General features: G+C 73.8%; 12 protein-coding genes and 2 pseudogenes. 6 read left to right on the top strand and 8 right to left on the bottom strand.

Annotated features, from left to right (window positions below):
- Positions 1 to 122: 122 nt before the first annotated feature.
- Positions 123 to 1,568, bottom strand: a complete 1,446-nt coding sequence (locus ACEXOX_RS34240) for an aldehyde dehydrogenase family protein (protein ID WP_406524788.1) — start codon at positions 1,566 to 1,568, stop codon at positions 123 to 125.
- Complete coding sequence (locus tag ACEXOX_RS34235) at positions 1,565 to 3,454, bottom strand: PucR family transcriptional regulator (protein ID WP_406524787.1); 1,890 nt, start codon at positions 3,452 to 3,454, stop codon at positions 1,565 to 1,567. Before ACEXOX_RS34235 ends, ACEXOX_RS34240 begins: the two co-directional genes overlap by 4 nt.
- 271 nt (positions 3,455 to 3,725) lie before the next feature.
- On the opposite strand from ACEXOX_RS34235, the gene ACEXOX_RS34230 reads away from it, so the two are divergent.
- Positions 3,726 to 4,298, top strand: a complete 573-nt coding sequence (locus ACEXOX_RS34230; RefSeq protein ID WP_406524786.1) for a RidA family protein — start codon at positions 3,726 to 3,728, stop codon at positions 4,296 to 4,298.
- 55 nt (positions 4,299 to 4,353) lie between these two features.
- Here ACEXOX_RS34230 and ACEXOX_RS34225 read toward each other — a convergent pair.
- Positions 4,354 to 6,497 (bottom strand): annotated as a pseudogene (locus ACEXOX_RS34225) (ATP-binding protein).
- A gap of 254 nt (positions 6,498 to 6,751) precedes the next feature.
- Here ACEXOX_RS34225 and gabT point away from each other — a divergent pair.
- Both gabT and ACEXOX_RS34215 read left to right on the top strand, forming a co-directional pair.
- Positions 6,752 to 8,101 carry a 4-aminobutyrate--2-oxoglutarate transaminase gene (gene gabT / locus ACEXOX_RS34220; protein WP_406524785.1) on the top strand — a complete coding sequence of 450 codons (1,350 nt, stop codon included), beginning with the start codon at positions 6,752 to 6,754 and terminating at the stop codon, positions 8,099 to 8,101.
- A 176-nt stretch (positions 8,102 to 8,277) separates the two neighbouring features.
- Positions 8,278 to 9,117, top strand: a complete 840-nt coding sequence (locus tag ACEXOX_RS34215) for a phosphatase PAP2 family protein (protein ID WP_406524784.1) — start codon at positions 8,278 to 8,280, stop codon at positions 9,115 to 9,117.
- Here ACEXOX_RS34215 and ACEXOX_RS34210 read toward each other — a convergent pair.
- The 3 genes and pseudogenes from ACEXOX_RS34210 to ACEXOX_RS34200 form a co-directional block, all read right to left on the bottom strand.
- Positions 9,081 to 9,869 (bottom strand): L-tyrosine/L-tryptophan isonitrile synthase family protein, encoded by a 789-nt coding sequence (locus tag ACEXOX_RS34210; protein ID WP_406524783.1) that lies wholly within the window; start codon positions 9,867 to 9,869, stop codon positions 9,081 to 9,083. The two genes, ACEXOX_RS34215 and ACEXOX_RS34210, sit on opposite strands and share 37 nt — an antisense overlap.
- Positions 9,860 to 10,873 (bottom strand): annotated as a pseudogene (locus ACEXOX_RS34205) (TauD/TfdA family dioxygenase); the annotation flags it as partial. The pseudogene ACEXOX_RS34205 and the gene ACEXOX_RS34210, both read right to left, overlap by 10 nt.
- 18 nt (positions 10,874 to 10,891) lie before the next feature.
- Entirely contained in the window at positions 10,892 to 11,074 is a 183-nt protein-coding gene (locus ACEXOX_RS34200; RefSeq protein ID WP_406524782.1) for a hypothetical protein, read from the bottom strand.
- Here ACEXOX_RS34200 and ACEXOX_RS34195 point away from each other — a divergent pair.
- The 3 genes from ACEXOX_RS34195 to ACEXOX_RS34185 all read left to right on the top strand — a co-directional run bounded on the left by ACEXOX_RS34195 (position 11,054) and on the right by ACEXOX_RS34185 (position 12,980).
- Complete coding sequence (locus ACEXOX_RS34195; RefSeq protein ID WP_406524781.1) at positions 11,054 to 11,590, top strand: hypothetical protein; 537 nt, start codon at positions 11,054 to 11,056, stop codon at positions 11,588 to 11,590. The two genes, ACEXOX_RS34200 and ACEXOX_RS34195, sit on opposite strands and share 21 nt — an antisense overlap.
- 6 nt (positions 11,591 to 11,596) lie before the next feature.
- Positions 11,597 to 12,013, top strand: a complete 417-nt coding sequence (locus tag ACEXOX_RS34190) for a nucleotide disphospho-sugar-binding domain-containing protein (RefSeq protein ID WP_406526560.1) — start codon at positions 11,597 to 11,599, stop codon at positions 12,011 to 12,013.
- A gap of 217 nt (positions 12,014 to 12,230) precedes the next feature.
- Positions 12,231 to 12,980: a transposase family protein gene (locus ACEXOX_RS34185; RefSeq protein ID WP_406518867.1), complete on the top strand. Its 750-nt coding sequence runs from the start codon at positions 12,231 to 12,233 to the stop codon at positions 12,978 to 12,980.
- A 165-nt stretch (positions 12,981 to 13,145) separates the two neighbouring features.
- Here ACEXOX_RS34185 and ACEXOX_RS34180 read toward each other — a convergent pair whose 3' ends face one another.
- Positions 13,146 to 13,352, bottom strand: coding sequence for a hypothetical protein (locus ACEXOX_RS34180; RefSeq protein ID WP_406524780.1), 207 nt, complete (start codon positions 13,350 to 13,352; stop codon positions 13,146 to 13,148).
- Between the two features lie 182 nt (positions 13,353 to 13,534).
- The gene (locus ACEXOX_RS34175; protein WP_406526559.1) at positions 13,535 to 13,693 is read right to left on the bottom strand and encodes a hypothetical protein; all 159 of its coding nucleotides are present in this window, start codon (positions 13,691 to 13,693) and stop codon (positions 13,535 to 13,537) included.
- Between the last annotated feature and the right edge of the window lie 17 nt (positions 13,694 to 13,710).

Genomic DNA, 13,710 nt, shown 5'->3' with positions numbered 1-13,710 from the left:
TCCGTACCGGCGGCGGTCCGGTCCTACAGCTCCAGGCCGGTCACAGGTCCAGACCGGCCACGGGCCCGGACCGACTACAGGTCAGACCGGTTACAGGTCAGACCGGTTACAGGTCAGACCGGTTACAGGTCCAGACCGGTCAGCACGAGCACCCGCTCGTAGGTGTAGTCCTCCATCGCGAAGCGCACACCCTCGCGGCCCACACCGGACTGCTTGGCGCCGCCGTACGGCATCTGGTCAGCGCGGTAGGACGGCACGTCGCCGACGATCACGCCGCCGACCTCCAGCGCCCGGTGCGCCCGGAACGCGGTCTGCACATCGTGCGTGAACACGCCCGCCTGGAGGCCGTACTTGGAGTTGTTGACAGCGGCGAACGCCGCTTCCTCGCCGTCCACCTTCGTCAAGCTCAGGACCGGGCCGAAGACCTCCTCGCAGGCCAGGGTCGCGCCGGCGGGCACGTCCTCCAGCACGGTCGGCGCGTACGAGGCGCCGTCCCGCTTGCCGCCCGCGAGCAGCTTCGCGCCGGCGCCGACGGCCTCGTCCACCCACGCCTCGACACGCTGGGCGGCGTCCTCGCTGACCAGCGGACCGACCTCGGTCGCGTCGTCCGACGGGTCACCGGTGACCTGCGCGTTGACGGCCGCGACGATCTTCGGGACCAGCCGGTCGTAGACCGACGCGTCGGCGATCACCCGCTGCACGGAGATGCAGGACTGGCCGCCCTGGTAGTTGGAGAAGGTGGCGATGCGCTGCGCCGCCCAGTCCAGGTCGGACTCGGAGGCGTAGTCCGCCAGGACCACCGCCGCGCCGTTGCCGCCCAGTTCGAGGGTGCAGTGCTTGCGCGGCACCGAGTCCATGATCGCGTAACCGACCTTCTCGGACCCGGTGAAGGAGATCACCGGCAGCCGCTCGTCCTGCACCAGCGCCGGCATCCGGTCGTTGGTCACCGGCAGGATCGACCAGGAGCCGGCCGGCAGGTCGGTCTCGGCCAGCAGCTCGCCCAGGATCAGACCGGACAGCGGGGTGGCCGGGGCCGGCTTGAGGATGATCGGCACGCCCGCCGCGATCGCCGGGGCGATCTTGTGGGCGCAGAGGTTGAGCGGGAAGTTGAAGGGCGCGATGCCCAGCACCGTGCCGCGCGGGAAGCGGCGGGTCAGGGCGAGCCGGCCGGCGCCGCCCGCGTCGGTGTCCAGGCGCTGCGCCTCGCCGCCGTTGAAGCGGCGGGCCTCCTCGGCCGCGAACCGGAAGACGGAGACGGCACGGCCCAGTTCGCCACGGGCCCACTTCATGGGCTTGCCGTTCTCGGCGGAGATGAGCCGGGCGATCTCCTCGGTGCGCTCCACCAGACGCCGCTGCACATGGTCCAGCGCCGCGGCCCGCACATGGGCGGGGGTGGCGGCGAACGCTTCCTGCACGGCGACGGAGGCCGCGACGGCCTCCTCGGTCTGGGCCTCGGTGGGAACGCTCACCGTGCCGACGAGACGGCCGTCCCAGGGGGAGGTGACGTCGAAGGTGTCCTCGCCGGTGGCCTGGCGACCGGCGAGCCAAAAGGCGGTGGGAGAAGTCACAGGGGTCCCGGCCCTTCCGAAGTGGGGGTGGTACGGACGGCCCTCGCGGGCCTGGGACCACCGTAGGGGCGAGGTGCGTCCGCGGCGTTTGTCCGGCGCGGAGTAGTCGTACGGTGCGGCCCGCCGCATTGGCGTACGGGGGAGGCGCGGGACGCCCGCATCGGCGTACGGGACGTGGCACGGGCCACCACGACCGGCCCGTCTCCCCGTCCGGTCCGGGCCCTACGCCTGCGGCTCCCCGGGCCGCCCCCGTACGGCTCCGCGACCGCCGCCGTCGCCTTCAGCGCCAGCCACAGCTCCATCCGTACGTCCGGGTCGTCCAGCGAGCGGCCGAGGATCTCCTCCACCCGCCGCATCCGGTAGCGCAGGGTGTGCCGGTGCACGCCCAGGTCGGCGGCGGCCGCGTCCCACTGGCCGTGCCGGGACAGCCAGGCGCGCAGCGAGGCGACGAGGTCCCCGCGACCGGTGGCGTCGTGCTCGCGCAGGGCGCGCAGCAGGCCGTCGGCGAAGGCCCGTACGGCGTCGTCGGCCAGCAGCGGCAGCACCGAACCGGCCGCCACGTCCTCGTGCTCGACGAGCACCCGGCCGCGGCGGCGGGCGACCGACAGGGCCTGTTCGGCCTGGCGGTGGGCGTGCGCGGCGTCCCGCGGCCCGGACGGCGCGGACAGGCCGACGGCCAGCTGTGCGCCGGACCGCCCCGCCTCGGCCCGCGCCGCCCGTCCGCGCGGCAGCGGCTGCCCGCCGTACCGGGCCTCGGCCACGGCGGCGTGCTCGGCGCACGCCTCCACGGCGGCCCCGCCGTCGGCGGCCAGCACGACCAGCCGGGCGCCCTCCGGTACGGCCAGCACCGCCTCGCCGGTACGGGCCGCCGCCGACTCCATGGCGTCGGCGAGCGCGTCCAGGGAGGGCGGCGCCTCGCCGGGCTCCGCGCCGCCGGCGGCGACCGGCTCGGCGACCACGACCCGGAAGGGCGCGTCCAGGAGCCCGCCGTACAGCCGGCCGGCGACCGCCCGCGCGTGGTCCGGCTCACCGGCCAGCAGCATCCGCAGCACCGCGGCGCCGAGCCGCTGCTCGGCCTCCTGGAGGGCGCGGGAGCGCTCGGTGGTCAGGGTCAGGAGGGCGACGGCGGAGTGCACGGCGAAGCGTTCGGCGGTGCCCAGTGGCGCGCCCGTGCCGACCGCGAGGACGCCGCGGGCCCGGCGGCCGGTGCCGAGGGACTGGAGCTCGACCCGGTCGTCGCCCTCTGCGTCGCTGACGACGGAGCTGGCGGGGGCCGGGCGCTCGCGCAGCCGCCCGACGTCACCGCCGAGCCGGGCGGCGCGGCGGGCGGCCCAGTCGGGGGCCGCGGCGACCACCGTGCCGGACGCGTCGTACAGCGCGGCCCAGCCCTTGAGGTGTGCGGCGAGCCGGGCCAGCAGCTCGGCCGGGCCCTCGGTGCCGAGGGCGGCCCGGGTCAGCTCGCGCTGCGCCTCGAAGCCCTCGGTCACGGCGCGGTACTGGTCGGCGGCGACCGCGGCGGAGACGGCCTTGCTGATGGCGATGAACGGGGTGCTGCGGGGCACGCCCAGCAGCGGCAGCTCCGCCTCGGCGGCGGCGGTGACCAGCGCCTGCGGCACGTCCTCGTAGTTGACGCCGACCGCGAAGCCGAGTCCGACGACACCGGCGCCCGCGACGCGCCGCACGTACCGGCGGGCCGTCTCCGGGTCCTCGGCGTCCAGCTTGAGGGCGGTGATGAGCAGCAGCTCGCCGCCTTCCATGTACGGCACCGGGTCGATCAGCTCGCTGGCGTGCGCCCAGCGCACCGGGGTGTCCAGCCGGTCCCCGCCCGCGAGCACCGTCAGCTTGAGCGCGGAGTGGTGGGCCAGGGAGGCGAGGGTGTGCGGCATGGGACCTTCGGGGGCGTCGGCGGGCGGGCGTACGGTCGGCGGGCCGGCGCTGTGCCGTCCCGTATGAACGGTCGGTGCCGATTCTGCCTCAGTGGAGGGGTGCGGGGGTGGGATCGTCCGGGGATGCAGCCGTACGGGTGGGTGCCGTCCCTGCAGCGCGACGCCCGCGGCAGCCGGGAAATCGGGTGGACGCGCCGGGCCCGGCCGTGAGCTGATCGGCACCGACCGGTTCGGCAGCACGCCGGCATCCGCTCGCTTCGGAGGAGTTCTCATGGCCCGCTTCACGACCGTGCCCGGCCTGTTCCCGCCCCCGCGCTACTCGCACGCCGCCGTCGTCGAGGCGGGCGAACGCCTGGTCTTCTCCGCGGGCGCCGTCCCTCTGGACGCGGACGGCACCCTCGTCGGCCCGGACGACCGCCCGGCCCAGACCCGTCAGGTCCTCGCCAACCTCGCCGCCCAGCTGGAGGCGGCCGGCAGCGGCCTGGACCAGGTGATCGCCAGCACCGTGTACGTGGTCGGCAGTGCTCCGGAGGACCTCTCCGCGGTCTGGGACGAGATCCGCGCCTCGGCCCTGTCCACCGGCCCGCACACGTCCACGCTCGTGGGTGTGACCGTACTCGGCTACCCGGGGCAGCTGGTGGAGGTCACGGCGACGGGGGTGGTGCGGGACTTCCCGGCCGAAGTCGCTCCGGGCGAGGCCGATCGGCGAGCAGCCGCCCTGGCGCGGCTCGGCGAGACGGCCGACCGCGGCGACTTCGACGGGTCCACCGGCAACAAAGCCGCATATCACCCGCAAGCGGAACCCTCGGCGGGCCACAGCTCACCCGGCCCGGCCGTCGGCTGACCGCTGTCGGCCGGCCCGGCCGTCCCCGCCGGAAACCGGGCCTTCGGGGCCCTCCTCACCCCCGAAGATCCACCAAAACCGGCGGCGCATGCTCCCCCGCACCGACGTCACCGACAGCACCCCGTGCCCCGGGGGGACGGAGTTGGCCAGGTCGGAGGCGGACCAGCGTTCGCGTTCGACGGTGCGGACGGTGACGGCCTTGGCGGTGGCGGCCTTGCCGGTGACCAGGTGACGGAAGAGGTGGAACGCCTTCATCGCGGCGCCCTCGGCGATGATCTGGCGGTCGGTCACGTCCCGCGTCTCGACCCACTCCTTGCCCCAGACCTCCGCGAACCGCGCCCCGTCCCAGGTCGTCACACCCGCGAACGCCATCCGGCAGCCCACCGCGCCCAGCAGCGCGCTGCGCAGCGCCTCGGGGACGTCGTCGAGGGAGCGCAGGGTCATCAGGACGCCCGCGTTGGCGGCGCGCAGCCGTTGCAGGCCGCGCAGGGATTCGGCGGTGACGGTGTGCGCCGCGTCGTCCAGGACCAGGCAGGCGAAGAGCGAGCGGTCGCCGCGGGCGGCCGCGCACTCGGTGAACTGGGCGAGCACCAGCCGGGCCAGGATGCGCGACGCCTCCGCGTGGCCGCGTTCGGGCAGGTCGACGCGGACGCGCAGCGGGCGGTCGAGGGCACGCAGGGACAGCTGGTGGTCGCCGCCCTCGGGGCGGAAGTACGGTGCGAAGGCCGGGCGGTCGAGGAGGGCGACGCGGTCGGCGAGGAGGTCGCCGATGTCGCCGGGGCGGCCGGACTGTCGTGCGCGGGCGTCGAGTTCGCGCAGTTGCGGGTGCGACTCGGTGGTCTTCAGGGCGGTCCGCAACGCGGCGAGCGCCGTGTCCGAGCCGTCGAGGAGTTCGCGGAGTTCGGGTACGGACGGGAAGCGGCCGTGTGCGGCGCGGTACGGGCCGAGCAGCTGGCCGAGCGCGGTCGCGGCGCGCCGGCTGTCGCCCCCGGGCAGGGTGGCGGCGAGGTCGCCGACGAGCGCTTCGGCGAGGATGCCGGCCGCTTCGTCGGGGTCGGTGGTGCCGCCGTACAGGTCGAGGTCGCAGTCGGGTTCGGGGGCGCCGATCCGGACGATCACGTCGAAGGCCTCGTCCGGGCCGAGGGCGGAGCCGGCCGCGCCGACGGCGACCACCGCGCTCCGTCCGGCCAGCGCCTGGAGGCACATGGCCTCCACGACGGGCCGCACCACGCGGGTGGTCTTGCCGCAGCCGGGCGGGCCGACGGCCAGCAGGGAGGTGCCGAGCAGCGCCGGGTCGAGGGCGAAGCCCGTGCCGCGGTGCTGGTGGGGGTTGCGCGGGTGGTCGGTGGCGGTGCCGATGCGCACCTGGTGGGCGAGCAGGTCGTGGTGGGCCGTGCGGGCGGGCAGGTCGCGCCGGCCGGAGGGGTGGGGGCAGGCGGCGGCGCCGTGGCGCAGGACGGTGTCGGTGAAGGAGGCGAGGGAGTTCTTGCCGGAGCGCACCGAGTGCCAGGCGCGTTCGATGCGTGCCACGTCGACGTCGTTCATGCGTCCGGCGAGGCCCTCGGCGGCGAGCTTGTCGGCGGCGTCGGGCGCGCCGCCCGCGCGCAGGTCGGGCCACTGGGCGCGGTCCTCCCGCGGCTCCGGTACGGCGTCGGGGCGGCGTGCCCGGGCGCGGCGCAGTACGGGGCCGAGGCAGCGCCGTCCCAGTTCGGGCCAGCGGCCGAGGCGTCCGAAGACGACGGCGAGGAGGGCGAGGAAGAGCGCGTAGTAGAAGTACGTGAGCCAGACGAAGATCATCTTGTCGCCGCCGGCCGAGCGCCAGGAGTCGGGCGTCAGGAGCAGCAGCGGGTAGATCCAGTACGGGCCGAGGTAGCCGTTCCAGAGCAGTGACCACAGCAGCCAGCCGCACAGGAACGAGATCAGCGCGCCGGTGACGAGCTGCCGGATGGGCACCCGGTCGGGGCTCTCCGCGGGCCGGGGGACGTGTCCGTACGTCCAGATGCCGGGCGCGCCGGCCCGTCGGGGGGCACGCAGCCAGCGCAGGAACGTGCCGTCCTCGGGGGCGCCGGGCGGGGCCGGCGGCACCGGCGGGACTCTCGGGGCCGGTGGTGCGGACGGGACCGGCGGCGCCGTGGGGCGGGGTACGGGGTGGTCGGTGCGGGTGTGCGGTGCGTCGTGCTGCGTGCCCTCGGTGTCCATCCGGTGCCCCTCGTCCCCCTTGAGACGTCCGGGCGCGGGACGGAAACGGTTCCGCCCGCGCGCCCTGCTGTTCCCGCGCGTTGCCGCCGCTCAATCTACTGGCCGCGGCGCGCCGCTATGTCCGGTGCGGACAACGCAACACGCGCACTTCTCCCGAACGGAACATGCCGACGCCCCGTTCCTCCCCTAGCCTGCGAGCACAACCCCTTCAGTACGTCTTTCAGTACGTCCCGTTCCACCCCCAGGAGACTGCCATGACCGAACTGTCCGGAGGCCCCGCCCTCCCCCAGGAGCGTCGCGTCGTCACCGCGATCCCCGGCCCCAAGTCCCAGGAGCTGTGGGCCCGCAAGCAGGCCACGGTGGCCGGCGGTGTAGGGGCGGTGCTGCCCGTCTTCGCCAAGCGCGCGGGCGGCGGCATCCTGGAGGACGTCGACGGCAACTCCTTCATCGACTTCGGCTCCGGCATCGCCGTGACCTCGGTCGGCAACAGCGCGGAGGCCGTGGTGCGCCGCGCCACCGCGCAGCTCGCGGACTTCACCCACACCTGTGTGATGGTCACGCCGTACGAGCCGTACGTGGAGGTCTGCGAGCAGCTCGCCGAGCTGACGCCGGGCGACCACGCGAAGAAGTCCGCGCTGTTCAACTCCGGCGCCGAGGCCGTGGAGAACGCCGTCAAGATCGCCCGCGCCCACACCAAGCGCCAGGCGGTCGTCGTCTTCGACCACGGCTACCACGGCCGGACGAACCTGACGATGGCGCTGACCGCGAAGAACATGCCGTACAAGCACGGCTTCGGCCCGTTCGCGCCCGAGGTCTACCGGGTGCCGCTGGCCTACCCCTACCGCTGGCTGACCGGCCCGGAGAACTGCGCGAAGGAGGCCGCCGACCAGGCGATCTCGCAGATCACCAAGCAGATCGGCGCGGAGAACGTGGCCGCGATCATCATCGAGCCGGTGCTCGGCGAGGGCGGCTTCATCGAGCCGGCCAAGGGCTTCCTGCCCGCCATCGCCCAGTTCGCGAAGGAGAACGGCATCGTCTTCGTCGCGGACGAGATCCAGTCCGGCTTCTGCCGTACCGGCCAGTGGTTCGCGTGCGAGGACGAGAACATCGTCCCGGACCTGATCACGACCGCCAAGGGCATCGCGGGCGGCCTGCCGCTGGCCGCCGTCACCGGCCGCGCCGAGATGATGGACGCGGCGCACGCGGGCGGCCTTGGCGGCACCTACGGCGGCAACCCGGTGGCCTGCGCGGCGGCGCTCGGTTCCATCGAGACCATGCGTGAGCTGGACCTGAACGCCAAGGCCCGGCGGATCGGCGAGATCATGAAGCCGCGCCTGGCGGCGATGGCGGAGAAGCACGACATCATCGGCGAGGTCCGCGGCCGGGGCGCGATGATCGCCATCGAGCTGGTGGAGTCCGGTTCCAAGGAGCCGGACCCGAAGGCGACCGCGGCGCTGGCGGCCGCCTGCCACCAGCAGGGCCTGCTGGTGCTGACCACCGGCACGTACGGCAACGTGCTGCGCTTCCTGCCGCCGCTGGTCATCGGCGAGGACCTGCTGAACGAGGGCCTGGACATCATCGAGAGTGCGCTCGCGACGGTGTGACCTGAGGTAACCGGCGGCGGGTCGTGAAGAATGTGTGCGGGGCCCATGGCGGGCAGGTGATCTGGCTGTCCGGCCCCGGCTCCCTGCCGTACGGTTTCTGCAGATGAGAGAAACACCCCGCCCACTGGGGACTGTGGGCGACGCCCGGCCGACGCTTCCCCAGCTGCGGCCAGGCCGTGCCCTCGCGCACGGGTCCGGGGCCCAGCGCCCCGGGGATCCTCACCGATCGGACGGCCGCCCGCCCCAGACCCCCCGGGGCGCGCGGCGCTCCGGTCAGCGCGGCCGCCTCGGAACCACCCCCTGTTCCGAGGCGGCCGACCTTCTTCTTCCGGCCCCTCCTGTGGGTCGGCGTCCTGTGCGCCGCGCTCTTCGCGTTCCTCACCTGGCAGGTGGCCTTCGACGGTCCGCTGCGCGCGCTGGACGAACGATTCGGCCGCGCCGTCGCGCACAGCCCGGTACCCGACGCCCTGGCGGAGTTCTTCGCCGACCTCGGCAACACGGTCGTCGCGCTGCCGGTGCTGGCACTCGCGGCGCTGTACGCGGCCTGGCGCGGACGGCGGGCGGCCGCCGCGCGCTGGTGGCTCCCGCCGCTGGCCTCGCTGGTGACGATGGCCGTGGTGCCCGCGCTGGTGGTGCCGGTGAAGACGTGGCTGGCCCGGCCGGGTCCGCCGGAGATGGCGGGCGGCGCGCACGCCGGATTCTTCCCGTCCGGGCACGGGGCGACGGCGGCCGTCGCGTACGGGGCGGTGGCCCTGCTGCTCGCCGCCCCATGGGCCGCACGCCCCGGACGGACGCACGGCCCGGCACTCGCGGCCGCCGTCGGACTGCTCGACCTGGCGGTCGGCATCGGCCTGGTGCGCCGCGCCTATCACTGGCCGCTGGACGTGCTGGCCAGTTGGTGCCTGGCCGGGGTGCTGCTCGCGGTCTGCGCGGCGGTGTGCGGACGGTGGGCGGACCGCCCGCACTCCGGGCGCGACGGTCAGCCCGCCGCGCCGAGCAGTTCCGACGCGATGTAGTGGCTCGGGCGCCAGCTCGGGCCCGCCGGGATGCCCACCCGCTCCGCCTCGCGCCGCTTCATCAGCCGGAAGCGGTCGGTGCCGGTCCGCACGACGACGGCGTGCCAGGGCGTGAGCCAGTTGTCGGCCGCCTCCAGCAGCGCGATCCCGAACTTCGCCGAGCCGCAGGCCTGCGGGTGGGTGGAGAGCCGTACGGTCTGCCGGTAGGGGTGGGCCATCAGCTCGCCCCACGCCCGGATGCGCCGCAGGAGGCCGTACGCGCGGCCGCGGCATTCGCGCTGCAACTGGGCCTTGGATCCGGTCCACTCCGCGGTGTCCTCGACCAGGAAACGGATGGTGCCGCGGTAGTGGCTGAGCGCCGGTCCGCCCGCCCGCACCTCGGCCCGCAGCTCCTCCACGCTCTGCGCGTAGTCCTTCTCCAGCAGCACGCGCTTCTCGTCGTAGGTGTGGCCGTCGTAGACCTGGTCGAGGCCGAAGGTGTCGATGTGCCGCAGGCCGTTGGCGTCGATCATGTCGCGCAGCGCCTTGCCGTACGCGTCGATGTGCGCGTCCGGCACCCGTATGAGGTCGCCGAAGACATGGCCGTCCGAGCAGATCAGCAGCCGGGCGCCGGGCGGGTAGACCGCGTCGATCGCGGCGCACAGGTCGTCCAGGAAGCGCAGCGAGAGCAGTTCGCCGAGGTCGGGGAGGTGGCCGGCGACCTTGGCGGGGTCGGGCGACTTGCAGGGGAACGCCGGCAGGGTCAGCAGCACCGGTTCGCGGCGGGCGACGAAGCCGCGGATCTGGGCGAGCTGTTCGGCGAAGCACTGCCCGGGCCGGTGACTGTCGTGGCTGCGTCCCTCGGCTCCGTCGGCGCCATCGCCCCCGTCGTCCCGCGTGTCCGCCGGCGGGCCGGTGGTGTGGCAGCAGCAGGTCCAGGATCCGGGCGCAGTACTGCTCCGTGCGGGCCGCGTACGCGGCATCGCCCTTGTCCTCCGCCTGCTCCTCGGGCTCGGACTGCTGCTCGCAGGTCACGGTCATGCGGTCCCTCGCTGGGTGTCGGCCCCGGTCTCGGCCCCGGTGGCGCCTCGGCGGTCGTGGATGTGGCTGGGCAGCGGGGGTCGCCCAGGACGTGGACGCGGCGCAGGTGGCGCGGCAGTCCACGGCGGTAGGGCACGCGGGTGTGCAGCAGGGTGTAGTTGTCGGCGATGACGATGTCGTCCTGCTGCCAGGCGTGCACGTACACGTGCCGGGGGTCGTACGCGGCATCGCGGACGGCGGCCAGTTCGGCGGCGGCCGCCTCGCCCTCCAGCCCCTCGACGCTCACGTCCGGCTGGTTGATGATGTGCTCGCCGTCCGGCACCGGTTCGAGGAACCGCATGACCGGGAATCCGGCGTCGGGGTGCGGTTCGATCAGGGGCGAGACGACGAGGCCGCCGTAGTGGGAGACCTTGGCGTTGCGGTAGCGCAGGGTCAGTCCGCGCCAGCGCTCCAGGGTCTCGGGGTCCGCGTCGGCGAGGACGCGGGTGGTGTCGCGGAAGAGCGTGCCGCCGCCTTCGGCCGCACCGGGCGCCGCGACGCAGTGGAAGACCTGGAACTCGGGCACGAAGTCGACGTACATCCCGTCCCAGTGCAGCGGCATGAATCCGGTGTCGAAGACGTGGTCCTCGGGGTCCTGGTGGGCGCGTACGTCGAAGACCGCGCCGAACGGCCACTCCATCACCTCGCCCCAGGTGCACGCGTAGGCGTCGAGTGCCGTGGCGTCGGCCGGAGCGGTGAATCCCCGGAGCCCGACTTAGTGGTGACGCCGGGTCAGCTCGCGTAGCCACGGCACGGGGACGGCGGTGACCGGGGTGTCCGGCCCGGTCGCGGTGATCAGCACGCCGAAGGGGCCGGCTGCGGCCGTCGTCCAGGGCCGGGTGTCGTCAGGGGCGTCGTCGGTGGTCGGACCGGACGCGTGGACGGCTTGGGACGTCATGGTTCCTCTCCGGATGGCGGCGCGCCGGACCGGTCGGCCCGGGCGCGGCGACAGCGACCTTTCGCCCGGACCTCCGAGGCCACCGTGGACCGGACGGTCGAGGTAGCCCGGTCCTGGCGGCCCGGCCTCGTCCTGCACACCGAACTCCAGGGCGCCGGACCGCTGGTGGCCGCCGCGCTCGGGGTACCGGCGGTCGAGCACACCGTCAGCTGCCACCGCTTCCGGCAGATCAGCGACCGGTTCGGTCCGTGGCGGGCCGCCGCGTACCGGCGCCACGGCCTGGCGGGACGGCCCCCGATCGCCGCGACGGTCGACACCCGCCCGCCCAGCATCGCCACGTACGACCTGGGCGGCTGGCCCATGCGGACGCTCCCCTGCACCACCGGCGCGGTGCTGCCGCCCTGGCTGCTGGAACGCCCGCCCGCCCGCCCGCCCGTCGCGGTCACCCTCGGCACCCTGCGCCCGCAGCTGAACGGCGTCGGCGAGCTGCGGGCGGCGGGAGCGGTGGACGCCTAGTTCGTCCTGGCGCTCGGCGACGCCGACCCCGCCGCGCTGGGCGAACTGCCCGCCAACGTACGGGCCGAAGGCCGACTGCCGCTGACCGCGCTGCGGGAGGTCTGCACCGCGATGATCCACCACGGCGGCAACGGCACCACCCTGGCCGGGCTCGGCGCGGGCGTCCGCCACCTGGTGCTGCCGGGCGGCGCGGACGACTTCGAGGTGACGCGGATCCTGCGGGCGCGGGGCGCCGCCCTGGTCAGCACCCCGGACCCGGTGGACGCCGCGCTGCTGCGCCGCCTGCTCGCGGACGACAAGATGCTGGCCGTGGCAGCCGAGATCCGCGCCGAGACGGCGGCCCTGCCCTCCCCCGCCGCCCTCGTGCCGCGGCTTGAGAAGCTGGCAGAGCCGGGACGCGCCCCCACCCCGACCGCAAGATGACACTCGGACACTCGGCGAGTCCACTCCGAGTCTTGACGGTCGCCATTGTTCACGAAACAGCGATCAAAAATGCGTGAGCAAGGGGGACTTGCCACCATGACTGAGCCTTTTCAGTTTGCCCACTGATCGGGTGAGGGCGAGGAGGTGCGCAACGCACGAGGCACCTGTGCCGTGAGGGAGGTGTTCGACGTCTCGACTCAACAGCGCAGGTGCCTCGTTGGTTCCTTATCCTGCCGCACTCGACTTGCCGCACGCCGTGGTCGAGTGGGTCACGATGCTCATCGTCACCCGCGAAGGTGACCGCCGGTGCAAGCTCCCGCCGCACCAGCGTGCCCTGATCGGTCTGGTGTACCTGCGCCGCCACGACACGCTTGCCCAGCTCTCGGCCGGTTTCGGCATCTCCGTCGGGACCGCTCACGCCTACGTCGGCGCCGTCATCACTCTGCTCGCCGTCCGTGCGCCGGGCCTGCTCAAGGTCCTGCGGGAGAGCGATCCCGGCTTCGCCCTGCTCGACGGGACTCTTGTCGAGTGCGACCGCGTCGGCGACGGCCAGGCGGACTACTCGGCCAGGCACCGGCGTCACGGAGTGAACGTGCAGGTGGTCACGGATCCGGCGGGACGGCTGCTGTGGCTCTCGCCCGCTCTGCCGGGCCGAACCCATGACCTCACCGCCGCCCGCACCCACCGGATCATCAGGATCTGCGGACGCCAGGGCGTCCCACTCGTGGCCGACCTCGCCTACCAAGGAGCCGGCCCCTGGCTGACCACGGCGGTCAAACGACGACCCCGCCAAGAGCTCACCCTGACCCAGAAGACCGTCAATCACGCGCTCGCCCGCACAAGAGTCCCGGTCGAGCGTGGTGTCGCCCGGCTGAAGACCTGGAGGATCTTCCGTCACGCCCGCTGCAGCCCGAATCGAATGACGTCAATCGCCAGGGCTGTCCTCACCCTGGAGCGGCAACGCTGAAAAGGCTCACTGATCCGATAGCAGCCGCTCTGGCTGTGGCTTCTCAGGAAGACCTGGTCAACTGATTGGCACGACGAGCAGTTGCCTTCGTGCCGCCCCACCTGGCTCACGCGCTACACGTCGCAGGGGCCCCGTGCGCTATCGACAGCCCTTGCGCGCATTGCGTCACGGCCCGGAATTCTCCGGTTGCCGCTGTGCGCGCTCCGCGCCGCGCCCCATGCGAGCCGCCGCCACCAAAGCCATCACGACACCGGCACCGCAGGCGACGCCCCGCACGAACCCGGAGGGGAGCACGAAACTCAATACGAGCAGCACGAGACCGGCGGTCAGCAGACCGACCGAAGTGTTGAGTTTCGAAGATTCCCTGTACATGCCATCAGTGTAAAGGAGAGGAAAAGCGCCCTGGCCGACGGAGACTCGGGGCGCCTGGACGCCGGAAGCACTCCGTGCGGGCCCGCGGCCTCACACCACGCGCACCCCGGGGACGTACAGGTCCAGCGCCCGCCCGCCGCCCGGAACGCCCGCTCCCTGGCCATGATCTCCGCCGCGTGGTTCTACGCGAACAGCAGGGCGTAGTCCGGGCAGGCCGCATTGAAGGCGCCGGGCGGGCGGACCGGGATGCGGGCGCCGGGGGTCAGCCTGCCCTGTTTGGCCGGGTTGGAGTCGCAGACGTACGGGACCAGGCGCGGGCCGAGGCCGCAGTAGGTGGTCACCGTGCAGCTCTTGGCCG

The organism is Streptomyces sp. Ac-502 (assembly GCF_045222935.1).
Lineage (GTDB): Bacteria > Actinomycetota > Actinomycetes > Streptomycetales > Streptomycetaceae > Streptomyces > Streptomyces monomycini.
This window is presented reverse-complemented; position numbering and strand designations above follow the sequence as displayed.

Excerpts from the sequence above, each read along its gene's own strand:
- ACEXOX_RS34235 (WP_406524787.1), bottom strand. The coding sequence starts at position 3,454 with ATGCCGCACACCCTCGCCTCCCTGGCCCACCACTCCGCGCTCAAGCTG.
- ACEXOX_RS34230 (WP_406524786.1), top strand. The coding sequence starts at position 3,726 with ATGGCCCGCTTCACGACCGTGCCCGGCCTGTTCCCGCCCCCGCGCTAC.
- gabT (WP_406524785.1), top strand. The coding sequence starts at position 6,752 with ATGACCGAACTGTCCGGAGGCCCCGCCCTCCCCCAGGAGCGTCGCGTC.
- ACEXOX_RS34200 (WP_406524782.1), bottom strand. The coding sequence starts at position 11,074 with ATGACGTCCCAAGCCGTCCACGCGTCCGGTCCGACCACCGACGACGCC.
- ACEXOX_RS34180 (WP_406524780.1), bottom strand. The coding sequence starts at position 13,352 with ATGTACAGGGAATCTTCGAAACTCAACACTTCGGTCGGTCTGCTGACC.